This window comes from Pantoea sp. E2023-21 (assembly GCF_051302795.1).
Lineage (GTDB): Bacteria > Pseudomonadota > Gammaproteobacteria > Enterobacterales > Enterobacteriaceae > Pantoea > Pantoea ludwigii_A.
In genome coordinates this window covers 1,777,841-1,803,483 of sequence record NZ_CP195344.1, presented here as the reverse complement: position 1 = coordinate 1,803,483, position 25,643 = coordinate 1,777,841, and the positions used below count along the sequence as shown (strand labels likewise).

The window sequence follows — 25,643 nt, the reverse complement described above, 5'->3', positions numbered from 1 at the left end:
TATCGGGTGCTACGGCACCCGATTTTCATGACAGGAACTCACTATGCTCGACACCAATTTAAAAACCCAACTCAAGGCTTACCTTGAGAAACTAACGAAACCGGTTGAGTTGATTGCCACATTGGATGATGGCGCTAAATCCACAGAGATTCGCACTCTGCTGGCCGATATCGCGAGCTTGTCAGAAAAAGTCAGCTTCCGTGAAGAGAACGATCGTCCGGTTCGTAAACCCTCTTTCCTGATCACCAACCCAGGCCGTAACAGTGGGCCGCGCTTTGCCGGTTCGCCAATGGGTCACGAATTTACTTCACTGGTTTTAGCCTTGCTGCAAACCGGTGGACATCCTTCGAAAGAAGCGCAAAGCCTGCTGGATCAGGTTGTGGCGCTGGAAGGCGACTTCCACTTCGAAACGTATTACTCACTGTCGTGCCACAACTGTCCTGACGTGGTACAGGCGCTGAACCTGATGGCGGTGCTGAACCCGCGTATCAGCCATACCGCGATTGACGGCGGTATGTTCCAGAACGAAATCACCGAGCGCAACGTGATGGGCGTGCCGGCCGTGTTCCTGAACGGTAAAGAGTTCGGGCAGGGTCGTCTGAGCCTGGCGGAAATCGTCGGTAAAGTAGACACCAATGCCGATAAGCGCGCGGCGGAAGAGCTGAATAAGCGTGATGCCTACGAAGTGCTGATCGTCGGCAGCGGCCCGGCGGGCGCAGCAGCGGCCATCTACTCGGCACGTAAAGGTATTCGTACTGGCCTGATGGGCGAGCGTTTCGGTGGCCAGGTGTTGGATACCGTAGATATCGAAAACTATATCTCTGTGCCGAAAACGGAAGGCGCTAAGCTCGCCGGTTCTCTGCGTGCCCACGTTGATGATTACGACGTGGATGTGATTGATACCCAGAGCGCCATCAAGCTGATTCCAGCGGTGAAAGAGGGCGGTCTGCACGCGATTGAAACGGCATCTGGCGCAGTATTGAAATCTCGCAGCATCATCATTGCCACCGGCGCACGCTGGCGCAATATGGGCGTGCCGGGTGAAGAGCAGTATCGCACCAAGGGCGTGACTTACTGCCCACACTGCGACGGTCCGCTGTTTAAAGGCAAACGCACCGCGGTCATTGGCGGCGGTAACTCTGGCGTGGAAGCGGCTATCGATTTGGCAGGCATTGTTGAGCACGTTACGCTGCTGGAATTTGCCAGCGAAATGCGCGCCGACAAAGTGCTACAAGACAAACTGCGCAGCCTGAAAAACGTCGATGTGATTCTGAATGCACAGACCACCGAAGTGAAAGGCGACGGCAGCAAAGTCACCAGCCTGACGTACATCGACCGTAATAACCAGACCAGCCACGAAATCGCGCTGAGCGGTATCTTCGTGCAGATTGGTTTGTTGCCAAATACCACCTGGCTGGAAGGTGCGGTTGAGCGCACCAAAATGGGCGAAATCATCATTGATGCCAAGTGTGAAACCAGCCTGAAAGGCGTGTTCGCGGCCGGCGACTGCACCACGGTGCCGTACAAGCAGATCATCATCGCCAGCGGTGAAGGCGCGAAAGCCTCACTCAGCGCCTTTGATTATTTGATTCGTACCAAACCGGCTGAATAAGTTTTTGCGATAGCCACGCAACAGCCCTGCAATCTGTGTTGCAGGGCTTTTTTTATATATGGATGTTGCTAACCCAACCAGCGTTTTGCTTCGGCATCACTGATATCGCGGTAATACACCTTGTTCAGATATTCGCCGCATCGTTTACAACGCGCTTCAATGTGAGTGGAAAAATAAGTTCTGCCGGTGGGAGAAATCGCGCCCTTGCGGGATATTTGGATGTTGTGCCATTTATGCGCATGTGGAATAAAGCTGAAGAATTTTAATTTCATTATCGCTACCGGAATCGAGTGGGCGGGGTTTCTCTTCAAATCCGGAGGGCTATTAGGCCGTTTTTTGCGCAAAATGAGCTTGATATTTATCAAGTTGAAATGAGTCTTGTCTCAAATGATTGGTTTTTAATTGGCACTCAACAGCGCCACTTTCATCACATCGGCTGATTTACAAGCTTCAACGCTGCCATTATCCTGTCTGCGGCATGAAGCAACACCTGCATGCTATGACTCGGGGTGCCCCTGTAAACAGGGCTGAGATACACCCGCTGACCTGATCTGGATAATGCCAGCGTAGGGAAGTCAGATGCCTGACCGCATTCGCCTTCTTGATCGCCGGTTGGGAGCCTTATGAAAAAGCCTGACCTTCTTTCCCCTGCGCAACTCGCGCACTCACTGCAACTGCTGCGTCAGCAAGCGCCACTGGTGCACTGCATGACGAATGACGTGGTGCAAACCTTTACTGCCAATGTGCTGCTGGCGCTGCAAGCCTCGCCTGCGATGGTGATCGATCCTGAAGAGGCGGCACAATTTGCGGGTTTTGCCGATGCGTTATTGATTAACGTCGGCACGCTAACGCGCAATCGTCGTGATGCCATGTTAGCGGCGGTGCAAGCCGCGCAAAGCGCAGGCACGCCGTGGACGCTGGATCCGGTGGCGGTCGGCGCATTAACGCTGCGCACCGCCTTCTGCCAACAGTTGCTGAGCCTGCAACCGGCGGCGATTCGCGGTAATGCTTCAGAAATTCTCGCCCTGGCGAACCAGGCAAGCGGCGGACGCGGTGTGGACAGCCTGCATCAGGCGGATGCTGCGCTAAGTGCGGCCCAGCAACTGGCAGGTGATTACCAAACCGTTGTAGCGGTTACCGGTGAAGTCGATTACGTCACTGACGGTGTGCAAACGCTGGCCATTCCCGGTGGCAGTCCGCTGATGACGCGCGTGGTGGGCACAGGTTGCGCGCTGTCGGCGGTGGTTGCCGCCTTTAGCAGCTTACCGGGCGATCGCCTGCAACATGTCGCTGCGGCCTGCCGCGTGATGTCGCTGGCCGGTGAGCTGGCCGCGCGTAAAGTCGAAGGGCCGGGCAGTTTTGTCGCCGCGTTCCTTGATACGTTGTGGACGCTGGAGGTGAATGCATGAAACGCATCAACGCGTTAACCATTGCTGGCACCGATCCGAGCGGCGGCGCGGGTATTCAGGCCGACCTCAAAGCCTTTTCCGCGCTGGGCGCTTATGGCACCAGCGTTATCACTGCGCTGGTGGCACAAAACACCTGCGGCGTGCGGTCGGTCTATCGCATCGAACCTGATTTCGTTGGCGCACAACTCGATTCGGTGCTGGATGATGTGCGCATCGATGCCGCTAAGATTGGCATGCTGTCAGAAACCGCGATTGTCGAAGTGGTGGCCGAGCGGCTAAAACGGGCCCGTTTGCCGTTTGTGGTGCTGGATACGGTGATGATCGCCAAAAGCGGCGATGCGCTGCTGTCGCCGGATGCGGTAGCCAGCGTGCGCGAATTGCTGCTGCCGCAGGTGTCGCTGATCACGCCAAATCTGCCGGAAGCCGCCGCGCTGTTGGGACGCGTGATGGCGCAGGATGAGAAAACCATGTTGCAGCAGGGCGATGCACTGCTCGATCTTGGCTGTGAAGCGGTGCTGATGAAGGGCGGACATCTTAGCGATGCCGAAAGCCCGGATTGGCTGATTACCCGCGACGGACGTCAGCGCTTTACCGCGCCACGTGTTAACACGCGTCACACGCATGGTACGGGGTGTTCGCTGTCGGCGGCGCTGGCCGCATTGCGTCCGCGTCATGATGATTGGGTGACGACGGTGGCAGAAGCCAAAGCCTGGCTGCAGCAAGCGCTGCTGCACGCCGATTCGCTGGAAGTAGGAAAAGGCATTGGGCCGGTGCACCATTTCCATCAGTGGTGGTAGGGCGTAACGCCAGATTGCCGCTTTTTCATTGCGCATCCGTCTGAAAAATGGAGTCAGCAATTTGCCTGCCTGGTGCATTCCGGTCCAGGCTGTTGGGGGCGAATCGGCAACGGCCGGTTCCAATCCAGCCATTTATCAGGAGCGAACATGACGGACATCGTACAGTTATTGGGCAAAGAAGCGGACAGCCTTCTTCAACATCGCTGCATGACTCTTCCAGCGGATAGCCTCTATTTACCCGGCGCGGATTATGTCGATCGCGTCATGATCGACAACAATCGCTCTCCCACCGTATTACGCAATATGCAAACGCTGTACAACACCGGACGTCTGGCGGGCACCGGCTATTTATCGATTCTGCCGGTCGATCAGGGCGTTGAGCACTCAGCGGGCGCCTCCTTTGCCGCCAATCCGGCCTATTTCGATCCGAAGAATATTGTTGAGCTGGCGATTGAAGCCGGCTGTAACTGCGTGGCATCCACCTATGGCGTGCTGGCCTCGGTGGCACGCCGCTATGCGCATCGCATTCCGTTTATGGTGAAGCTAAACCATAACGAAACCCTGAGTTATCCCACCCAATACGATCAGACGTTGTATGCCAGCGTTGAGCAGGCGTTCAATCTGGGCGCGGTGGCGGTTGGCGCAACGATCTACTTCGGTTCTGAACAATCGCGTCGGCAGATCGAAGAGATCTCGGCAGCCTTTGAACGTGCGCATGAGCTGGGCATGGTGACGGTATTGTGGGCTTATCTGCGTAATGATGCTTTCAAGAAAGAGGGCGTTGATTATCACGCCAGCGCCGATTTAACCGGCCAGGCCAACCATCTGGCGGCCACCATCGGAGCGGATATCGTTAAGCAGAAGATGGCGGAAAATAACGGTGGCTATAACGCGGTGAAATTTGGTCATACCGATGAACGCGTGTATAGCAAACTGACCACAGAAAACCCGATTGATTTGGTGCGTTACCAGTTGGCGAACTGCTATATGGGACGTGCGGGATTGATTAACTCTGGCGGTGCATCGGCCGGAGAAACCGATATCGCGGAGTCGGTGCGTACCGCCGTGATTAACAAACGTGCTGGCGGCATGGGGCTGATTCTCGGGCGTAAAGCGTTTAAAAAGTCGTTGAAAGAGGGCGTGCAGCTGATTAATGCGGTGCAGGATGTGTATTTGTCAAAAGACGTTACCATCGCTTAAATGTGAGAAAGGTCGCCATGAATGGCGACCCTACGTTCACAGAGCTGGGTTATCGTAGGGTGCGCATTCATGCGCACCTGCATAACCAGGCAATTAATTGCTTAAGTGAGCTGCATTACGCCATGAATGGCGAGCTCTCAAATTAAGGCGCTTCAAACCACTCGCTGTTACGCTCGGCAATCGGCGTGATGGTCATAATCATCTCCTGCAAATGGCGGCGCATCGCGGTTTCAGCCGCCTCGACATCATGTGCTTTCAACGCGCTATAGATATCTTCATGCTGCTGAATTAAACGCTCTGGCGGCGACACTTCGCTCAACGTCAGAAAACGCACGCGGTCCATGGTGGCTTTGATGTTCTCCACCGTTTCCCATGCCAGCAGGCAGTTAATCCCTTCAGCAATCAACCGGTGAAACTCATCATCCAGCGTTAAAAATGCCTGGCTGTCATGACGCTCAGCGGCGAGACGCTGCAGCTGTAAGTTATGCTCCAGCGCCATCAATCCCGTCGCACCGATTTCCTGCGCAGCGCGGCGTACCACGGCGATTTCTACCGCTTCACGGATAAAGCGACCATCGGCCACACGCTGGGCGGAGATCTTGCGAACGAAGGTTCCGCGCTGCGGTAAAACCTGCACCAACCCGGCTTCTGCCAGCTTGATAAAGGCTTCACGCACCGGCTGACGTGACACGTTAAAACGCGCCGACACTTCCTTCTCCGACAGCAGCGAGCCCGGATGAATAACGCAAGTCACAATATCTTTGCGCAGATAACGATAGATCTGCTGATTTACCGGTTCGCTGGTGGTTATGGTATAGGCAGTCGACATGCAGCAATATCCGTATTACGGCTGGCATCTGCCAGCCCGTTAAGAAAGGTTCAGTCTAATCAGCACGCTGCGTCTGCGCTACACATTTGTGCAGGCGCTTAGCCTTGTGTGACGAGGCTTTGAACCGTGGCGCGCGCGCCCTGTTGTACCAATTGCAGATACAGTTCGGTTACGCGAGAGACCAGTACGGTTTCCTTCAGCAGATCGTCGCCGAACACGGCGTTTAGGCCGAGCAACGCCTTAACGCGCGCCGCACCTTCCTCACTGTTAGCCACGATGTCTGCCAGCTGATCTTTCAGTGGATCGCGGATCTCAATGCTTTGACCTTGCTCATCCACGCCGCTGACGTAGCGCATCCAACCGGCAACGCCCAGCAACACGAAATCGCACGAGGTACCCTTGCGCAGATGCCAGCGTGCGCTATCCAGCAGACGCTGCGGCAGCTTTTGTGTGCCATCGGTGGCGATTTGATAGGTGCGATGTTTGATGGCGCGGTTCTCATAACGCGCAATCAGTGAATCGGCGTACGCCTCGAGATCGACGCCCTGGGTGCGCAGCGTCGGCGCCTGATCCTGCAACATCAATGCGCGTGCCGCCTGACGATAGCTGGCATCGGCCATACAATCGCTGATGTGCTCATAACCGGCGAGATAACCGAGATAGGCCAGGAATGAGTGGCTGCCATTGAGCATACGCAGCTTCATCTCTTCGAACGGCAGCACATCGCTGACCAGCTCAGCGCCCGCGTTTTCCCATGCCGGACGACCGTTGACAAAGTTGTCTTCAATCACCCACTGGAAGAAAGGCTCGGCTTCCACCGCCACCGGATCCCGGCTGCCTAAGCGCGCAGCCAGCGTGTCGAACGCGGCATCGGTCATTGCAGGCACGATGCGATCCACCATAGTTGAAGGGAAGGTGATATGCGTCTGGATATAGCCCGCCAGCTCAGTGCTATGGCGCTCGGCTAACTGCGTGATCACGTTGCGCGTAACATGACCGTTTTCCGGCATGTTATCGCATGACATCACGCTAAACGGCGGCAAATTGCGTTGGCGGCGGCGGATAATCGCCGCCAGAATCAAGCCGGGCAGCGAGCGTGGCTCAGTAGGATTAGCGAGATCGTGCACAATGTCAGGATGATCAGGGTTGAGCTTGCCGCTTGAAGGCATGTAGCAGTAGCCTTTCTCGGTCACCGTCATCGAGACTATCGCCACCTCCGGCTGACTCATCGCTTCAATGACCGCCTCGATGCCGTCGCCTTTGCCGTGCAGGGCTTGCGTCACTACGCCAATCACGCGCGTGTGTAAGCTCTCATCGGCCATTTCGGTCAGCGTGTAAAGCAGATCCTGCTGACGCAGCGCCTGAATCAGCGTGCCGCTATTGAGATTCACTTCGCAATAACCCCAATCGCTGCCCTGTGCGGCCAGTTTATCGGTCGCCAGCGCCTGGTGCGCCCGATGAAACGCCCCGAAACCGATGTGTACCATGCGGGTTTTGAGTTGCGTGCGGTCATAAGCGGGGCGTTGGACATCAGCGGGGAGGCGTTCAAGCTCTAACATAGTCATTCCTTTTCGCAAATGGGGCGCTCAGCGCCCCATGAGATTTACACAGAAACCGGTTTATTGTTGGCTTTTGGTTCACGAATCACCAGCAGCACCAGCAGCGCACCAACGCCAGCCACCGCACCCGCGAGGATAAAGGCACTGTCAAACTTACCCGAGTGCTGCACGATGAAACCGGTGACAACCGGACCGATAACGCCTGACAGGCTGCCAATCAGATGGATAAAGCCACTGATGCTGCCGACACGGCTTTTGTGCACCACATCCTGCACAATCGCCCAGTAAATCGCACCGGTGATGTAGAGGAAGAAGATGGAGATCGACATCATGATCACCGCCGAGTTGACCTCTTTTATCGTACCCGCCAGCGCCACGCAAATCGCCGCAGCGGTAAGTGACACCACCAGCACAATTTTGCGTGAAAGCAGCAATTTACCGGTGATGTTGAAAATTTTATCAGAGATCCAGCCACCCAACGCCAGGCCAACGAAGCCAACAATCCACGGGATCATGGTGGTGATGCTCATCGCTTTGATGTCGAGGCCGTGCGCCTGCACCAAATACGCCGGGAACCAGCTCAGGAAGAAGAACAGAATGTAGTTGTAGCAGAAGAAGGCAAACGCGGTGACCAGAATGATCGGCTGGCGCAGATAGAAGCCCAAACCGTGCGCGTTACCGCTCGGATCAATCACGTCGGCCGGCTCTTCGGCTTTCAGTTTTTCCACTAACGCACGCTCTTCGGCGGAGATACGTTTGCTTTTCGCTGGGTTATCTGACGCGAAGAAGAACCACAGCGCCAGCCAGACGAATCCAATCGCGGCGATCACCACGAACGCTGGACGCCAGCCGAACGACAGCGCCAGATAGCCGACAATCGGACCGGCAACCGCGCCACCCAGCGGCGAACCTGAGCTCAGTAAACCCATCGCTGTCGCAGCTTGTTTTTTCGGGAACCAGCCGTTGATGGCTTTGTTTGCTGAAGCAGAAATCGGGCCTTCCGCCATGCCAAACAGCACGCGCAGAATCATCATTGACCAGAAGCCGGTTGCCATCGCCGTCAAGCCGCAGAACAGCGACCACATGCCAACGGCGGTGCCGAGCACGATGGTGGGACCGAATTTATCGGTCGCCAGGCCACCGATAAAGTTGAAGAGGGCATAACCGAAGAAGAAGCTGCCGAAAATCATGCCGAACTGTTCGGCGTTGATCATCAGGTCTTTTTCCACCATCGGTACAGTCAAAGAGAGGGCGATACGATCAAGGTAATTGATCATAAACACCAGGAACAACAGCAGTACGAGGGTCCAGCGCAGGTTCTTAAACATAGAAACTCCGTCATCGTCATTTTTTATAGTAATAATGCCGGCGGGTAAGTGACCGGCATGGGGACACCTGGTGTGTGGGTTAACTTAACCCATTTGTAGGATCACTTTGCAGCAGGTGCGGGGATCTTTTTCGAACAGCGTCATGGCTTGCTCAACTTCCGCCAGCGGGAAGTAGTGTGTGACCAGTTTCTCTGGCTGGATCTGGCCTTGCTCAATCCACTCAATCACCTGCGGGAAGCGATGGCTATTGAGGCGTGAGGTGAACAACGACAGCTCTTTGCTGGTGAGACTTTGCTGTGTGATGCTGCACGGTTCACCTGAAAAGCCCAGCAGGCCGATACGCGCCGCCGGTGAGGCGAGGGCAGCGGCTTCAGACAGAATGGAAGGATGGCAGGCGGCATCGATAATCAGCGTCGGCTGCACGCCTTCCAGCTGCGCGGCTAACGGAATCTCGCTGTTGTTGAACACTTGATCGGCACCGTTTTCCTGCGCCAGCGCCAGACGCTCAGGCAGGCGATCGACCACCAATACGTGCTCAACGCCGTACACGCCTTTCAGCACCTGAATGGCGGTGAGGCCCATCGGGCCGGCACCGTAAATCAGCGCCACATCGTTTGGCTGTGGTTTGAGGAAAGCGGTGATATTAGCCGCGATGGTGAAAGGTTCGACCATGCTGGCGAGTTTGTCGGGAACGCTATCCGGCAAGCGGAAGGCATTTTTCGCGGGTGCCACGGCATATTCGCTAAAGCCGCCGTCGCGATGTACCCCGATCACCTGCAACGCTTTGCAGACATTCGGGCGACCAATGGAGCAGGGATAGCAGTGACCGCAGCTGACAACCGGATCGACTGCGACGCGCTCGCCAATACGGCTGCTGGCAACGCCATCACCGACGGCATCAATCCGGCCAAAAAATTCGTGACCAATTACGCGCGGATATTTCGCAAAAGGATTATGACCGTGCCAGATATGCACATCGGACCCGCAGATGCTGGCGAATTGCACCTTTACGCGAACTTCACCTGCAGCGGGTTGCGGCAGTGGACGCTCTGCCAGTACCAGTTCACCCGGTTGTTCAATCACCACACTTTTCATCATCTACTCCTTGCTGGCTGCCATGCTGGAAGGGCGAACCGGCTTTAACGGGAATGCAATGATGAAAAAATACGCGCACTAATACTACCATACAAGTCGGCGTTACAGAGTTGTGAACAGAATCACAGAGCGTGGATTATGGGTTGATCGCAGAAGGAGAGTTATTACGACGTCCGGGAACGATTTCGTGGGGGTGGCCATTTAGAGTGTAATGCTTGTCAGTTAAGAGATGAAAACTCCAACGACCTAGCGAACATATTGTAGCGGCGCAATTTATTGCGCGATAAATCGCGCCGCTACGGAATGTGCGGTAATTAATTCGGGGCTTAAATGATCGGCATTAGGCCATTTAGGATGACCGTGATATGAGGTCACCCTAAATGACGACCCTACAACGACAAAACCCGCTCAGGTTTCCCTGAGCGGGTTTTTAAATTTGGCTCCTCTGACTGGACTCGAACCAGTGACATACGGATTAACAGTCCGCCGTTCTACCGACTGAACTACAGAGGAATCGTTTGAACGGGGCGCATATTATCGAGCGGACCCCGCCTTGTCAAAGCTCTTTTTTCACAATTCGCTCTGACTGCTGAATAAAGCGTCAATTAGGCGATCAACACTGGTTTCGCACCGAGAAATCACGCTGTGTAAGGATACTTTTGTGATTTTGATCACTATCACTATGCAAAATTACATTCTGATTTGTCGATTTTGTCAGATACCTCGCATGCATGATCACAGATATTTCATTTTGCCGTTGTAGAGGTAAAAAGCGAAACATATATTCCAACTCACTTCTTAAGCGAATGCGGGATAAGTCATGAACAAAGTCAGAATCGGTATGATTGGCAGTGGTTACATCGGGCGTTGTCACGCGATTGCTTATGCGCAGGCACCCACGGTTTTTGCCCTTAAAGGCGAGATCGTGCGTGAGATGCTGGCGGAAGTGAATCCAGAGCTGGCAGCAAAACAGGCGTCAACCTTTGGCTTTACACGTTCCACCGGTGACTGGCGTGAACTGGTGCGCGATCCTAACATCGATGTGGTTGATATCTGCGCCCCGAACTTCCTGCACAAAGAGATGGCGCTGGAAGCGATTCGCAACGGTAAACACGTCTACTCTGAAAAACCGCTGTCGTTGTCTGTGGCCGATGCGGAAGAGATGGTGCAAGCGGCGCAGCAGGCGGGCGTGAAAACGTTGGTCGGTTTTAACTACATGAAAAACCCCACCAGCCAGCTGGCGCGTGAGATCATCGCTCGTGGCGAAATTGGTGACGTGGTGCATTTCTACGGCACGCACAATGAAGATTATCTGGCGCGTCCGGAAACACCGCTAGACTGGCACTGCCAGAAAGCGCTGGCAGGATTGGGCGCGCTTGGCGACCTGGCCGCGCACATTGTGAATATGGCGCATTATCTGGTCGGCGATATTGAAGAAGTCAGTGGCGATATGATGACGGTGATCAAGGAGCGCCCGGACCCGAAAGAGACTTCGCGCCTGCTGCCGGTAGAAAACGAAGATCAGGCCAGCGCCTTACTGCGCTTTAAAAATGGGGCACACGGCGTGTTTGAAACCTCGCGTATCGCCTGCGGCAGCAAAATGGGCCTGACCTATGTGGTCACCGGCACCAAAGGCACGCTGCGCTATTCCCAGGAACGCATGGCCGAGTTGGAGCTGTATATCCATGATGAACCGGCAGGGCGCCAGGGATTCAAAACCCTTTTGACCGGTCCCGCGCATCCGGATTACGCCAATTTCTGCGTTTCAGCCGGTCACGGTATCGGTTTCAACGATCAGAAAACCGTCGAAATTCGCGATTTGATTAATGGCATTGCTGCAGGCGATCGCATGTGGCCGGATTTTGCCGAAGGGTTGCAGGTGCAGAAGGTGCTGGAAGCGGTAGCGATTTCCGCGCTGGAACGCCGCTGGATGAAAGTGTAATTACAAGGACTTATGCAGAATCGTAGGGTCGCCATTCATGGCGACCTGGATACGGGATTAAGCCAGCAACGGGCACTGCGGCGGCAAACGACAGCTTAACGCGCCCGGCAATACCTCAATGTCAAACGCGCTGCCGCTTAGCGGTTCACCATCCAGATTAAACGTCATCTCATGGGGAGAACGGATGGTCAGCGACTGCAGCTGCGCCGTGACAATATTCGGATTTTCGTCATCACGCGTCAGTGAATGCAACAGCGTTGGCAGCAGCTCTTGCGCCGTGACGATACTGAGATTGAGCTGACCGTCATTGATCAGTGCATCCGGGCAGAGCTTTTGTCCGCCACCGGCCTGACGTCCATTGCCAATGCCAATAACCAGCGCATCGCCTTGCCAGTTAAAGCCAGGTCCGCTGATCTCACAACTGTCGGGCTTCAGCGCATCGACACGCATCAAGCCATGAATAAAGTACGACACGCCGCCTAACGCAGATTTTAGTTTTTCAGGCGTTTCGGTGGTGATGCGCGTACCAAAACCGCCGGTCGCCATATTGATAAAATAGCGATCGCCGTTCACGCGCGCCAAATCAATCGCGCTGGCTTTCCCCACCAGTGCGAGGCGCAATGCCGGTTCCATGCCTTCGGGAATCCCCACACTGGTTGCAAAATCATTGGCGGTGCCGAGCGGCAAAATACCCAGCGCCGGACGCTGCTGTGCAGGCAATCCCGCCAGCGCGGTCGCGATTTCGTTGATGGTGCCATCGCCGCCACCGGCTACAACGGTTTCTGCCTGCAAAGCGACCGCTTCTTGCACATAGCGATCGCAGTCACCTTTTTCCCAGGTGACGCGCACCGCCAGATTAAAGCCTTCATCACGCAGCGTGTTCACCGCAGCGCGCAAATCTTCATTACCTGCGCCTTTCCCATTCAGGATCAGCAGCGTCAGCGGTTTGTTTTGCATTATCAGTTCCTTGATGCGAGATACAGAGCACAGGTTATAGCATAGCTGCAGAGAGAACTTTATCGGTGGGGGATTAAAAAAAGAAAACCCGCACGGGGGAGCCGGGCGGGTGAATGAGGTGGTTCCTGGTACTACCTGCTTTTTATTGTTACTCGTTAGCAGCAGGCGGGATTCTAAAGCGAGGCGAAGAGAGGGTCTGTGATCCTAATCTAACTTCGCCATTTTCTTTTCTTTAAGTGCGATTTTTTCCATGTGGATCGTAAGTGCTATTGCCATCGGTAAAGTTACGCAGTAGCAGCGCAAAGGCAAGGTTGACCGATTCCGGCACCGGGATCCACACGCGATGCCCATCACCTGGCGCAACGTCCACCGCCGATCCTTTCTCATTCTGCATGGTTTCAAGCGTACAGTTGAGGTTGCCTTCCGGCGTCATGATTTCAACCGCATCACCCAGCATAAACTTGTTCTTTACCGCAATCTGCGCCCAGTCGCCGCGACGTTCGCCAGTGAATTCACCAACAAACTGCTGGCGCTCGGAGATCGAGAAACCTTGCTCATAGTTTTGATAGCTGTCGTGCGTATGACGGCGCAAAAAACCTTCGGTGTAACCGCGATGCGCCAAACCTTCCAGCGTCTCGAGCAGCACCGGATCAAACGGTTTACCCGCCGCGGCATCATCAATGGCGCGGCGATAAACCTGAGCCGTGCGCGCGCAGTAGTAAAAGGATTTGGTGCGGCCTTCAATTTTCAACGAATGCACGCCCATCTGGCTCAGGCGTTCGACGTGCGCCACCGCACGCAAATCTTTTGAGTTCATGATGTAGGTGCCGTGTTCATCCTCGAAGGCACTCATCACTTCACCCGGCTTCATCTTCTCTTCCAGCAGGAACACGCGATCGGTGGTATCGCCCACGCCCAGCGTAGGTTGCTGCACCTTAACCGGCTGATGGAAACCGACAATGTTGCCAATCTCATCCTGTTTGCCTTCTTCCACTTTGTATTCCCAGCGGCAAGCGTTGGTGCAGGTACCTTGGTTAGGATCGCGTTTATTGAGGTAGCCCGAGAGCAGGCAGCGACCGGAATAGGCCATGCACAGTGCGCCGTGCACGAAGATCTCAATCTCCATTGCTGGCACCTGCTGGCGAATTTCGGCGATCTCATCCAGCGACAGCTCGCGTGACAGAATTACGCGCGTCAGCCCCATTTGCTGCCAGAATTTCACCGTGGCCCAGTTGACCGCGTTAGCCTGCACCGACAAGTGAATCGGCATCTGCGGGAAGGCTTCGCGCACCAGCATGATCAAACCAGGATCGGACATAATCAGCGCGTCCGGCTGCATCGCCACTACCGGCGTCAGATCGCGAATGAAGGTTTTCAGTTTGGCGTTGTGTGGGGCGATATTGACCACCACGTAGAATTTTTTACCGAGCTCATGGGCTTCATTGATGCCCTTCGCCAGAATCTCGTGGGTGAATTCGTTGTTGCGCACGCGCAGGCTGTAGCGCGGCTGCCCGGCATACACCGCGTCAGCGCCGTAGGCAAAGGCATAGCGCATATTCTTCAGCGATCCCGCTGGAGAAAGCAGTTCAGGTTTTAACATGGATTTTCTCACTGATGTCAGGTCAGCATGCCATCACGGATGGCAGGTGCAGCGGCCGCATCAAGCGGCCCTGCAAAAGGTGGGGAATTGTAGGCAGGGCCGCACCCGATGTAAATTGACCTGGATCAATGTAAACCGTTGCTGGCTACAGCAAGCGGCAGACGTCAGCTTCCCAGCGATAACCCATGCCGTATACCGCGCGGATAAACGGCTGTTCTGCATCGAGGCTTTCCAGCTTACGACGCAGATTTTTGATGTGGCTATCAATGGTACGATCGGTTACCACGCGGTAATCATCGTAAAGATGATTCAGCAACTGCTCGCGTGAGAATACCTTGCCCGGCTCCAGCGCCAGGGTTTTCAGCAGACGAAACTCCGCAGGGGTTAATTCCAACTGCTGTTCACGCCAGCTGGCCTGGAAACGACTCTCATCGATATGCAGATGCGATTCCTGTTGTGCCTCTTCCGGCGATCGTTTGACGCGGCGTAAAATTGTTTTCACGCGCGCCACCACTTCACGCGGGCTGAATGGCTTGCAGACATAGTCATCCGCGCCGATTTCCAGTCCCAGCAGGCGATCGATCTCTTCAGTGCGTGCAGTGACCATAATAATCGGCAGCTCAGAGAAGCGGCGAATTTCGCGGCACAACGTTAAGCCGTCACGGCCGGGCAGCATCAAATCCAGCAGCACCAGATCCGGCGGTGTATGTTGCACGTAACTCAACACCTCGTTACCGTCGGCAATGTGGTGAGTGCGATAGTTGGACGCCTGCAGATAATCAATCATCAGCTGCGCCAGTTTGGGTTCATCTTCTACAACAAGGATCAGAGGATCGCTATTTTCCGGGCTCATAAGTGGCGTCTAGTGAGGAACATACGGCAAGTTTAGCGTGATTTGCAGTCCACCTAAATCAGAGTGATCCGCACTAATATTGCCTGCATGGGCCTCGGCGATGTTTTTACAGATCGCCAGGCCAAGCCCAGAGCCGCCGCTGGCGCGATTACGTGAACTTTCCGCGCGGAAAAAACGCTCAAATAATTGGGCCTGATGGAGCGGATCAACACCCGGCGCGCTATCGGCAAAGCTCAGCTGCCAGTATTCGCCAACACGCAGCATGGAAAGCTGCACCGCGCCGCCGGCATCGGTGTAGCGCAGGCTGTTTTCCAGCAAATTGGTAAATAGCTGCATCAGGCGGTCAGGATCGCCAAAGCTCTCCGCCTGCGCGGGTAACGCCAGATTGAGCGTTAAACCGCGGCTGCGGTAACGTTCGCCGAAGCTGCCCGCCACCACTTCCAGCAGATTAACCAGATCCACCGGCTGTTTGCGATAGGCGAGGGCGCCCGCGTCGGAAAGCGACAGCTGATGCAGATCGTCGACCAGTTTGGTCAGCAGCGAGACTTCGCTTTGTAACGAGCTGATGGCTTCCGGCGTCAGCTTGCGCACGCCATCCTGCATCGCTTCCAGCTCACCGCGCAGGATCGCCAGCGGCGTACGCAGTTCATGGGAAATATCGGCCATAAAGGCGCGGCGGTTGCTTTCATTCTTTTCCAGCGAGCTGGCGAGCTGGTTGAAGTCGCGGCCCAGCTGACCCAGTTCATCGCTGCTGCCCACTTCCACGCGGGTCGCGAAATTGCCCGCCGCCAAATGGTGCGTACCATCCACTAGCCGTTTAACGGGGGCGAGCAGGCCGCGCGCCAGTAGCCAGGTGACCAGCGCCGCCAGCAAACCGGTCAACGCTACAATCAGCCAACTGGTGCGCCGCTGTTGCTGATCAAAGTTGATATCGGTGCTGCGCGTTAGCCGTTCGACCGGGGAAGCAATCACCCAGCCGACAATCTTGCCGCTGCTGGTGGTGATGTTGCGCCGGGTCCCTTCCGGTGGCACCGGCTGACGTGGGCCAGACAGCACTTTGTATTGCTGGTCGATAATCCAGAACTGCGTGCGCCAGCCGTGCGGTGGTAGCTGGTTGACGCTGCCAGGATTCTGCTCCAGCGAACGCAAAATCGAGAAAATCAGCCGGTCATTATTGCGCAGAAAATCCCAGTTGCCATGCTGCTCATACTGATCGGCCAGCGCATCGCTCAGCAGGGTTAAACGCTGCTCGTTGCCTTTTTTAATGTAATCGACAAAACCATGCTCAAAGCTAAGCCGTACGCCCCAATGCATGGTGATGATCACCAACATGCAGGTGGAGAAAATCGCCGCAAACAGTTTGGCGCCAATGCCCCATTTTACCGGCCGCTTCATGCTTTACTCCTGCCTCTAAGATCAACGTTTTTACTGACATTCTTCGGTACACGCCAGAACACCAGCGCGGGCAGCACAATGACCAGCGCCATGCACAGATAGGTATAAATGAAGGTTTGATGGGCGGCTGCGCTGTCGGTGACGACGCCGTGGCCAAAAGCGCCGAGCAGCAAACCGGCAACGGTTACGCCGATACTCATCGACAGCTGCATAATCATCGACAGCAAACTGTTACCGCTCGAGGCCAGATCGTCGGGCAGCTCTTTGAGCGTCAGCGTATTCATCGATGAGAAGCGGATGGCGTTCACCATGCCTTGCAGCAATAGCACCACCGGCAGCAGCCAGATCCAGCCGAGCAGCGCCACCAGCGGGAATAGCAGCACCACCATCGCCAGCGCGAGGGTGGCGCCGACCAGCGCATTGCGATAGCCGAACAGGTTGACGATGCGCACCACCACGCGTTTGGTGCCCATGTTGCCGAGCACCATCGGAATCATCATTAAACCGGCGTGGAACGGGCTGTAGCCGAGGCCGACCTGCAGGAAGATCGGCGTTATAAACGGCAACATGCCGCTCCCGATGCGACCGGTAAAACTGCCGAGCAGGCCAATCGAATAGATGCGGTTATCAAATAGTTTCAGGCTGAACAGCGCGTTATCGTTGTTGCGGCCATGCATCAGGTAGAACAGCAGCGAAAATACCCCAACCATTATCAGTAAGCCGAGCAACAGCGGCGAACCGCCCGAACTGCGCTGGCCGTCGAGCGCCAGCGTCAGCGTGGCCATGCCCACCGCCAGCAGCACAAAGCCGAGGAAATCGAAACGCCGCGTCTGCATGGTGTAATTGGGCATCAGCGTCAGCGTAGCGATGGCGCCAATAATGCCGACCGGAATGTTGATCAGGAAGATCCAGTGCCAGCTGGCGTACTGCACCAAAATCCCGCCGAGCGCCGGGCCGAGCAGCGGGCCAATTTGTCCCGGCGTGGTGACGAAGGTCATCGCTGACATATATTGCTCGCGCGGCACGATTTTCATCACCGTCAATCGGCCAACCGGCACCATCATCGCGCCACCAATGCCTTGCACCACGCGCGCCATGATCAGCTCATCCAGCGTGGTGGAGAAGGCGCACAGCAGCGAACCGATGCTGAACAGCACAATGGCGCAGAAGAAGATATTGCGCACGCCAAATCGATCCGCCAGCCAGCCGCTGATCGGCAGCGTCACCGCCACGGTCAGCACATAGGAGACGATCACCGAGTGCATATTCAGCGGGCTGACGTTGAGATCGCGCGCCATTGACGGAATCGCGGTATTCACGATGGTGGTGTCCAGCGCCTGCATAAAGAAGCCAAACGCGACGATCCACAACTGCCAGCGCACGGTGGCGTTTTTCGTGTCCACTGAATCTCCTCTGTTATACGCTCACCATAAATGGCGACCCTACAAATGTGGGATGCGTTAGGTCACCATAAATGGCGACCCTACAAATATGGGATGCGTAGGGTCGCCATTCATGGCGACCTCCCTTAACCCGTCACCAATACCTTTTTCTTCCGCCGCCGCAGCTTATCCATCATCAAATAGACCACCGGCGTGGTGTAGAGCGTCAGCAGCTGGCTCATTATCAGGCCACCGGCGATGGTGATACCCAGCGGTTGCCGCAGCTCGGCGCCGTCACCGCTGGTTAATACCAGCGGCAATGCACCAAACAGCGCGGCGAGGGTGGTCATCAGAATCGGGCGGAAACGCAGTTGGCACGCCTGGAAAATCGCATCGCGCGCTGACAAATTGCCGTTGCGTTCGGCATCAAGCGCAAAGTCGACCATCATGATGGCGTTTTTCTTCACGATGCCGATGAGCAGCAAAATGCCGATCAGCGCAATCAGGCTAAACGGCGTGTTGAACAGTTCCAGTGCCAGCAGCGCGCCAACGCCTGCGGAGGGTAGCGTGGAGAGGATGGTTAACGGATGCACGTAGCTCTCATACAGAATGCCCAACACGATATACACCGCCGCAATCGCCGCCAGCATCAGGTAAAGCTGGTTGGATTGTGACTGCTGGAACACCTGCGCGGTGCCGGCAAAACTGCCGCGCACGGTGGAAGGCACGCCCAGCGCCGTCACCGAGCGATCGATCGCTTCCGACGCCTGTGACAGCGACACACCTTCCGGCAGGTTGAACGAAATGGTCGACGCCGCCGACAGGCCTTCGTGGTTCACCGACAGCGGTGCATTGGCCGGTTGCCACTTCGCAAACCAGCTCAGCGGAATCGCTTTGCCGTCGCTGTTAATCACAAACATCTGATCGAGTGAACTGATGTCCTGGGTGTAGCGCGGATCGACTTCCATCACTACTTTGTACTGATTGAGCGGCTGATAAATGGTGGAGATTTGGCGTTGACCAAAGGCGTTATTCAGCAGGGCGTTAGCGGCAGAAACATCAATGCCGAGTCGCGCCATGCTTTCACGATCGTAGGTCAGATTCATTTCGCTGCCGTTATCCTGTTGATCGGAGTTAACGTCCGCCAGTTCGGGCAGGGCGGCGAACGCCTGACGAATCTTCGGCTCCCATTCACGTAAATCATTCAGGTTATCCGACAGCAAACTGTACTGGTAGCTGGCGTTGGATTCACGTCCGCCAATACGAATATCCTGCACCGCATTGAGGTAGAGATTGGCACCTGGCTCTTTCGCCAGTTTCACGCGCAGCCGTGCAATCACTTCCTGCGCGCTTTCGCTGCGCTCGGAAAGCGGCTTGAGCGAGACGAACATTGAGCCGCTGTTGGTGCGCGAACCGCCGGTAAAGCCGGTGACGTTATCCACCGCCGGATCGGCCTTAATGATGTTCATGAAATCCTGTAGCTTGCCACGCATCGCCTGGAACGAAATGCTCTGGTCCGCCGAAATAAAGCCTTGTAAGCGGCCGGTATCTTGCTCTGGCATAAAGGTTTTCGGAATCGAGATGAACAACCACACGGTGAGCGCCACGGTACCGAGCAGCAGCATCAACACCCAAATGGCGTGATTCAGCACCCAGCCGAGCGAGCGCGCGTAGCCGTTTTGCACTTTCATCAGCAGTTTGCCGAAACCACGCGTGCGCGGCTGACTGCGTTTGATCTGCGGCTTCAGCAGGTAGGCACACATCATCGGTGTCAGCGTGACCGAGATAAACAGCGAGATGAGAATCGCCACCGACAGCGTGATGGCAAATTCAGAGAAGAAGCGGCCAATGATGCCGCCAATCATCAGCAGCGGCAGGAACACCGCAATCAGCGACAGACTCATCGACAGCACGGTAAAACCGACTTCGCGCACGCCGGTCAGCGCCGCCTGTAGCGGCTTCATGCCCGCTTCGACGTGGCGCGCAATGTTCTCCAGCACCACAATCGCGTCGTCGACGACAAAACCGGTGGCGATGGTCAGCGCCATCAGCGACAGGTTGTTGAGGCTAAACCCGCACAGATACATGGCGGCGAAGGTGCCAATCAGTGAAACCGGCACCGCGGCGGCGGGGATCAGCGTGGCACGCCAGTCGCGCAGGAAGGCAAACACCACCAGAATCACCAGCGCCACGGCGATGATCAGCGACTGCTCAACTTCATGCAGCGAGGCGCGAATGGTGGGCGATCGATCCTGAGCAATTTGCAGGTCGATAGCGGCGGGGATCACCTCATGCAGTTCTGGCAATTCGCTACGGATACGATCGACGGTATCGATAATGTTGGCTTCCGGCGATTTGCGCACCACCAACAGCACCGCTGCTTTGCCGTTGGTCATACCGGCGTTACGTACGTCCTGCACCGAATCCTGCACGTTGGCGACATCGCTAAGGCGCACCGCCGCACCGTTGTTGTAATGCACCACCAGCGGCTGATATTCGCTAGCCGTTTGTAATTCACCGTTGGTACGCAGCTGCCAGCGCTGCTGCAGATCATCAATGGCGCCCTGCGGACGGCGCTGATTGGCGTTGCTGATAGCGGTGCGAACGGCATCAAGCGACACGCCCTGATTGAACAGCGCTTGCGGGTTGAGCTCGACGCGCACCGCAGGCAGCGAGCTGCCGCCGACCGTCACATCGCCCACGCCCTCAATTTGCGAGAGTTTCTGCGCCAGCTGCGTTGAGGCGTAATCATACAGCTGACCGGGATTATAAATGTCGGACGTCATGGTCAGAATCATGATCGGCGCATCGGACGGGTTGGCTTTACGATAGCTCGGACGGCTGGGCATGCCGGTCGGCAACAGGCTTTGAGCGGCATTGATCGCCGCCTGCACATCACGTGCCGCGCCGTTAATGTCGCGGTCAAAATCGAACACCAGAATGATGCGCGTGCTACCCAGCGAGCTGGTGGACGTCATCTCGCTGACGCCAGCAATGCGCCCAAGTGAGCGCTCCAGCGGCGTCGCCACCGATGCCGCCATGGTTTCCGGCGACGCGCCGGGCAATGAGGCGGAAATCAGAATCACCGGGAAATCGAGCTGTGGCAGCGGTGCCACTGGCAGCAGGCGGAAACCGAGAATACCGGCCAGTGCAATCGCCAGCGTCAGCAAGGTGGTGGCGACCGGGCGATGAATAAACAGCGCGAAAAACTTCACGACGGCGCCTCCGATCGCTTAAAGCGACGGCGCGTAGCGTGCGACAGGCGATCAAACAGCAGGTAGATCACCGGCGTGGTGAACAGGGTCAGCACTTGACTCACCACCAAACCGCCGACCATCGCAATACCCAATGGACGACGCAACTCTGCGCCGACGCCGGTACTCAGCATCAACGGCAGCGCACCAAGCAGCGCCGCCAATGTGGTCATCAGGATCGGACGGAAACGCAGTAAACACGCCTGATAAATCGCCTCGCGCGGCGGCATGCCTTGCTCACGCTCCGCCGCCAGCGCGAAGTCGATCATCATGATGGCGTTTTTCTTCACGATACCGATCAGCAAGATGATGCCAATGATGGCGATGATATCCAGCTCGTTGCCGCTCAGCATCAGCGCCAGTAACGCGCCGACGCCAGCGGTGGGCAGCGTGGAGAGAATGGTGATTGGATGAATAAAGCTTTCGTACAGCACGCCGAGCACGATATACATCGCCACCACGGCGGCCACGATCAGCCATACGGTGCTGGACAACGCGGCTTCGAAAGCCAGCGTGCTGCCCTGGAACTGCGTCATCATTTCCGCGGGCATGCCCACCTGATCTTCCGCAGCGCTCACCGCTTTCACCGCGTCGCCCAGCGAATAACCTTCTGCGACATCAAACGAGAAGGTCGCCGACGGGAACTGATCGAGGTGGTTGATGCTGAGCGCCGCGTGGCGCTCCTCTATTTGTGCGATGGCGCTCAGCGGCACGCTGCCGCCCTCGCTACTGGTCAGGCGAATGCCGTCGAGACTTGCCAATCCGGGCGTAGCCTCATTGTTCTGTTCCAGCACCACGCGATATTGGTTGGCCTGGGTGTAAATGGTGGAAATCAGTCGCTGGCCAAAGGCGTTATACAGCGCGTTATCGACGTCGGCCATGCTGATGCCTAACCGGCTGGCGCTGTCGCGATCGACGCGCACAAAGGCTTCCAGCCCTTGATCTTGCCAGTCACTGCTGACGTCGCGCAGCTGTGGCAGCGTGTTCAACTGCGCAAGCAATTTCGGCACCCATAGACTCAGCGACTCCAGCGAGCCCGATTGCAGCGTGAACTGGTACGGCGTGCGGCTCGCCTGAGTATCAATGGTTAAATCCTGTACCGGTTGCAGCCACAGTGAGATGCCCGGCACTTTGGCCAACGCCTGTTGCAAACGCTGTTGCACGGCCGGGATACGATCGTCGCGCTCATTTAACGGCTTGAGATTGATCTGCAGGCGGGCGCTGTTGAGCGCGGCGTTGGTGCCATCGACGCCCACAAACGAGGTCATGCTCTGCACCGCTGGATCTTTCATGATGATCGAAGCGACATCGCGCGTGCGCTCAGACATGTTGGCGTAAGAAACTGACTGCGGTGCCTGCAGGGTGCCCTGAATGATGCTGTTGTCCTGCTGCGGGAAGAAGCCTTTTGGAATCATGATCCACAGCAACACGGTGATCAGTAAGGTGCCGAGCGCCACCGATAGCGTAATCCACGGATGCAGCAGCACGCGGGTTAAACCGCGACCATAATGGGCAATGATGCGCTCAAACATCGCTTCACTGGCGCGCGAAAAACGGTTCTGCTTGCGCAGTGATTCGGCGCTCAACATGCGCGCGCACATCATAGGCGTCAGCGTCAGCGACACCACGGCAGAAATCAAAATCGCCACCGCCAGGGTCACCGCAAACTCGCGGAACAGGCGTCCAATGACATCGCCCATAAACAGCAGCGGGATCAGCACCGCAATCAGCGAGAAGGTGAGGGAGATAATGGTGAAGCCAATCTCGCCTGCGCCCTTCAGGGCCGCCGTCATAGGCTTTTCACCTTTTTCGATATAGCGCGAGATGTTCTCGATCACCACGATGGCGTCATCGACGACAAACCCGGTCGCGATGGTCAATGCCATCAACGTCAGATTGTTGATTGAGAAGCCGAGGAAATACATCGCGGCAAAGGTACCGACCAGCGATAGCGGCACGGCGACGGCGGGAATGATGGTTGCCGGGACGTTGCGCAGGAACAAGTAGATGATCATGACCACCAGGCCCATCGCCAGCATCAGTTCGTGCTGCGTATCACTGACCGAATTGCGGATGTTAGTGGTGCGGTCGGTCAGCAGTTTCACATCCACCGACTTCGGCAGCGTGGCGGTCAGCGCGGGCAACATGGCGCGGATATTATCCGCGGTAGCAATGATGTTGGCCCCAGGCTGGCGCTGCACGTTAAGCACAATCGCCTGCTGACGGTTTGCCCAGGCACCCAGCCAGCTGTTCTCGGCGCCTTGCTCGATGGTGGCGACATCGCCCAGGCGCACTGGCGCACCGTTGGTATAGCTGATGATCAGCTTGCGATAGTCTTCCGCCGAGGTCATCTGGTCGTTTGCCGACAAGGTAATCGAGCGCGTTGGGCCGTCGAGGCTGCCTTTCGCCGAGTTGACGTTGGCATTGGTGATGGCGCTGCGCACTGACTCACTGGTCAAGCCGAGCGCGGCCAGCGCCTGGGTGTTTATCTTCACGCGTACCGCCGGACGTTGTCCGCCGGACAGCGTCACTAAACCCACGCCCGAGACCTGAGAAATCTTCTGCGCCACGCGGGTTTCCACCATGTCCTGCACCTGCGTAAGCGGCATGCTGGTGGTGGTGACGGCGAGGGTCATAATGGGCGGATCGGCCGGATTCACTTTGCTGTAAACCGGCGGATTGGGAAGGTCGCTCGGCAGCAGATTGGTGGCGGAGTTGATCGCCGCCTGCACTTCCTGCTCGGCAACATCCAGGGGCAGCGTGAGCTGAAACTGCAATGTCACTACCGAAGCACCGCCCGAACTCTGCGAAGACATCTGCTTCAAGCCCGACATCTGGCCAAACTGACGTTCCAGCGGCGCGGTGATCGACGAAGTGACCACATCAGGGCTGGCACCAGGATAGAGCGTCACCACCTGAATGGTGGGGTAATCGACTTCCGGCAAAGCGGAGACCGGCAGAAAACGGTAGCCGAGCACGCCCGCCAACAGAATCGCTATCATCAGCAGCGTGGTGGCGACCGGGCGCAGAATAAACAGGCGCGAAGGTCCGCCGCTGCGGTCAGGAGGCATTACCTGCATTATTGACGCTCTCCGCGTGCGGGCTGCGCGGCGCGCGTGCTGTGTGTTGCAGCGCTCTGCGGCGCCACCACTTCAACGGTGGCGCCTTCCGTCAGGCGGTCAAGCCCGTCGGTCACCACGCGATCGCCGGCTTCAAGACCGGCGCTAATCACCACTTTCTGGCTATCCTGCAAACCTGCGGTGACGCGTTTTTTGCTGACTTTATTTTCGCTGTTCACCACCCAGACAAAGTGGCCATCGTTGCTCATCTGCAGTGCGGCGGTCGGAATCACCACCGCATCCTGTAAGGTATCGACTTTCAGACGCGCATTCACAAACTGATTCGGGAACAGCGTGTCATCTTCGTTGCTGAAGCGCGCTTTGAGCTTGATGGTGCCGGTGGTGGCATCAATCTGATTATCAAGACTCAATAGCGTACCGCTGGTCAGGCGCGTTTTATTGCTGCGATCCCAGGCTTCAACGATCAGCGGCTGCCCGCTTTTCTGTGCCTTGAGGATTTGGCTAATGTTGTTCTCGGCGACGCTGAATACCACGTCAATTGGATGTGTTTCGGTGATCACCACCAAACCACTGGTATCGCCGGACGTAATGTAGTTACCCACATCGACCTGCTTCAATCCCACACGTCCCCCAATCGGCGCGGTAATGCGGCTGTAAGTGAGATTAAGCTGGGCGCTGGCGACACTGCCTTCATCGGCTTTGAGGGTGCCGAGCGTTTCGCTCACCAGCGAACGTTGCGTATCGAGTTCTTGCTGGGACACCAGCGAGGTTTTTGCCAGTTTTTCATAGCGACTGAGATCGCGACGCGCATTGGCGAGTGTTGCCTGGTCTTTTGCCAGTTGGCCCTGCGCTTGGGCTAATGCCACCTGGTAAGGACGCGGATCGATTTCGGCTAATAGTGCGCCAGCGGCCACTTGCTGTCCTTCCTGGAAGTGCAGCGCCATCAACTGCCCATCAACACGGCTGCGCACCGTGACGGTATTGGCGGCGGTCACGGTGCCGAGGCCACTGAGATAATAGGGCACGCTTTGCGTGGTGGCACTTGCCGCCTGTACCGGCGCTAACGGACGACGCGCACCGCTGCCCGCGCCGCGCCCACGTTGCTGCTGGCCTTCGGCCTGCGACTGTTTATTCGGTTCCGCTGGATGCTGCCACCAATAATATCCACCCGCCAGCACGGCAATCACGGCTACGGCCAGTAAGGTTGTTTTAAGTCGACGGTTGATCAAGGTGTGTGCTCTCCAGCGTGTCGTTTTCCCAAAATGCGAAATCAAATACCCTTGTGGCTCACGCCTATTTCGCAAACGAATGATTGTAGTCGCCCGGGCCGGGCAAAAATTGAAGGAAATAA

The 25,643-nt window shown here is 56.4% G+C and carries 18 protein-coding genes, 1 tRNA gene and 1 riboswitch; of the genes, 5 read left to right on the top strand and 14 right to left on the bottom strand.

Annotated elements, in window-relative coordinates; translation table 11 throughout:
* The first annotated feature begins 43 nt into the window (after window positions 1-43).
* Entirely contained in the window at window positions 44-1,612 is a 1,569-nt protein-coding gene (gene ahpF / locus ACRQ84_RS08540; protein ID WP_064739258.1) for an alkyl hydroperoxide reductase subunit F, read from the top strand.
* A gap of 68 nt (window positions 1,613-1,680) precedes the next feature.
* Here the strand turns inward: ahpF and ACRQ84_RS08535 are convergent, their stop codons facing one another.
* Window positions 1,681-1,884, bottom strand: coding sequence for a hypothetical protein (locus ACRQ84_RS08535; RefSeq protein ID WP_483817750.1), 204 nt, complete (start codon window positions 1,882-1,884; stop codon window positions 1,681-1,683).
* Window positions 1,885-2,107: 223 nt separating this feature from the next.
* A riboswitch (TPP riboswitch) is annotated at window positions 2,108-2,202 on the top strand.
* A gap of 33 nt (window positions 2,203-2,235) precedes the next feature.
* Here ACRQ84_RS08535 and thiM point away from each other — a divergent pair.
* From thiM to fbaB, 3 genes are all read left to right on the top strand, one after another.
* Window positions 2,236-3,021, top strand: a complete 786-nt coding sequence (thiM, locus tag ACRQ84_RS08530) for a hydroxyethylthiazole kinase (protein ID WP_483817749.1) — start codon at window positions 2,236-2,238, stop codon at window positions 3,019-3,021.
* The gene (gene thiD, locus ACRQ84_RS08525; protein ID WP_483817748.1) at window positions 3,018-3,818 is read left to right on the top strand and encodes a bifunctional hydroxymethylpyrimidine kinase/phosphomethylpyrimidine kinase; all 801 of its coding nucleotides are present in this window, start codon (window positions 3,018-3,020) and stop codon (window positions 3,816-3,818) included. Before thiM ends, thiD begins: the two co-directional genes overlap by 4 nt.
* A 147-nt stretch (window positions 3,819-3,965) precedes the next feature.
* The gene (fbaB, locus tag ACRQ84_RS08520; protein ID WP_483817747.1) at window positions 3,966-5,018 is read left to right on the top strand and encodes a class I fructose-bisphosphate aldolase; all 1,053 of its coding nucleotides are present in this window, start codon (window positions 3,966-3,968) and stop codon (window positions 5,016-5,018) included.
* 142 nt (window positions 5,019-5,160) lie between these two features.
* On the opposite strand, the gene ACRQ84_RS08515 is transcribed toward fbaB, so the two are convergent.
* The 5 genes from ACRQ84_RS08515 to ACRQ84_RS08495 all read right to left on the bottom strand — a co-directional run bounded on the left by ACRQ84_RS08515 (window position 5,161) and on the right by ACRQ84_RS08495 (window position 10,342).
* Window positions 5,161-5,847, bottom strand: coding sequence for a GntR family transcriptional regulator (locus ACRQ84_RS08515; RefSeq protein WP_064739253.1), 687 nt, complete (start codon window positions 5,845-5,847; stop codon window positions 5,161-5,163).
* Window positions 5,848-5,945: 98 nt separating this feature from the next.
* A complete protein-coding gene (locus ACRQ84_RS08510; protein WP_483817746.1) occupies window positions 5,946-7,406 on the bottom strand; it encodes a mannitol dehydrogenase family protein in 1,461 nt (486 codons plus the stop codon).
* A 44-nt stretch (window positions 7,407-7,450) separates the two neighbouring features.
* A complete protein-coding gene (locus ACRQ84_RS08505; RefSeq protein WP_483817745.1) occupies window positions 7,451-8,734 on the bottom strand; it encodes an MFS transporter in 1,284 nt (427 codons plus the stop codon).
* A gap of 84 nt (window positions 8,735-8,818) precedes the next feature.
* Window positions 8,819-9,829, bottom strand: a complete 1,011-nt coding sequence (locus ACRQ84_RS08500) for a Zn-dependent oxidoreductase (RefSeq protein WP_483817905.1) — start codon at window positions 9,827-9,829, stop codon at window positions 8,819-8,821.
* 437 nt (window positions 9,830-10,266) lie between these two features.
* A tRNA-Asn gene (locus ACRQ84_RS08495) sits at window positions 10,267-10,342 on the bottom strand.
* A gap of 307 nt (window positions 10,343-10,649) precedes the next feature.
* Between ACRQ84_RS08495 and ACRQ84_RS08490 the strand changes: the two genes are divergently transcribed.
* Window positions 10,650-11,771, top strand: coding sequence for a Gfo/Idh/MocA family protein (locus tag ACRQ84_RS08490; protein ID WP_483817744.1), 1,122 nt, complete (start codon window positions 10,650-10,652; stop codon window positions 11,769-11,771).
* A gap of 57 nt (window positions 11,772-11,828) precedes the next feature.
* Here ACRQ84_RS08490 and yegS read toward each other — a convergent pair whose 3' ends face one another.
* From yegS to ACRQ84_RS08450, 8 genes are all read right to left on the bottom strand, one after another.
* The gene (yegS, locus tag ACRQ84_RS08485) at window positions 11,829-12,728 is read right to left on the bottom strand and encodes a lipid kinase YegS (protein ID WP_483817743.1); all 900 of its coding nucleotides are present in this window, start codon (window positions 12,726-12,728) and stop codon (window positions 11,829-11,831) included.
* Window positions 12,729-12,960: 232 nt separating this feature from the next.
* A complete protein-coding gene (gene trhP / locus ACRQ84_RS08480; RefSeq protein WP_483817742.1) occupies window positions 12,961-14,328 on the bottom strand; it encodes a prephenate-dependent tRNA uridine(34) hydroxylase TrhP in 1,368 nt (455 codons plus the stop codon).
* A gap of 145 nt (window positions 14,329-14,473) precedes the next feature.
* Window positions 14,474-15,181 carry an envelope stress response regulator BaeR gene (baeR, locus tag ACRQ84_RS08475; RefSeq protein ID WP_483817741.1) on the bottom strand — a complete coding sequence of 236 codons (708 nt, stop codon included), beginning with the start codon at window positions 15,179-15,181 and terminating at the stop codon, window positions 14,474-14,476.
* A 9-nt stretch (window positions 15,182-15,190) separates the two neighbouring features.
* The gene (gene baeS / locus ACRQ84_RS08470) at window positions 15,191-16,576 is read right to left on the bottom strand and encodes an envelope stress sensor histidine kinase BaeS (protein ID WP_483817740.1); all 1,386 of its coding nucleotides are present in this window, start codon (window positions 16,574-16,576) and stop codon (window positions 15,191-15,193) included.
* Window positions 16,573-17,919 carry a multidrug transporter subunit MdtD gene (gene mdtD, locus ACRQ84_RS08465; protein ID WP_483817904.1) on the bottom strand — a complete coding sequence of 449 codons (1,347 nt, stop codon included), beginning with the start codon at window positions 17,917-17,919 and terminating at the stop codon, window positions 16,573-16,575. The genes baeS and mdtD overlap by 4 nt, the downstream gene beginning before the upstream one ends.
* 185 nt (window positions 17,920-18,104) lie before the next feature.
* Entirely contained in the window at window positions 18,105-21,173 is a 3,069-nt protein-coding gene (mdtC, locus tag ACRQ84_RS08460) for a multidrug efflux RND transporter permease subunit MdtC (RefSeq protein ID WP_483817739.1), read from the bottom strand.
* The gene (locus ACRQ84_RS08455; protein ID WP_483817738.1) at window positions 21,170-24,292 is read right to left on the bottom strand and encodes an MdtB/MuxB family multidrug efflux RND transporter permease subunit; all 3,123 of its coding nucleotides are present in this window, start codon (window positions 24,290-24,292) and stop codon (window positions 21,170-21,172) included. Before ACRQ84_RS08455 ends, mdtC begins: the two co-directional genes overlap by 4 nt.
* A complete protein-coding gene (locus ACRQ84_RS08450) occupies window positions 24,292-25,518 on the bottom strand; it encodes an MdtA/MuxA family multidrug efflux RND transporter periplasmic adaptor subunit (protein WP_064739665.1) in 1,227 nt (408 codons plus the stop codon). The genes ACRQ84_RS08455 and ACRQ84_RS08450 overlap by 1 nt, the downstream gene beginning before the upstream one ends.
* Between the last annotated feature and the right edge of the window lie 125 nt (window positions 25,519-25,643).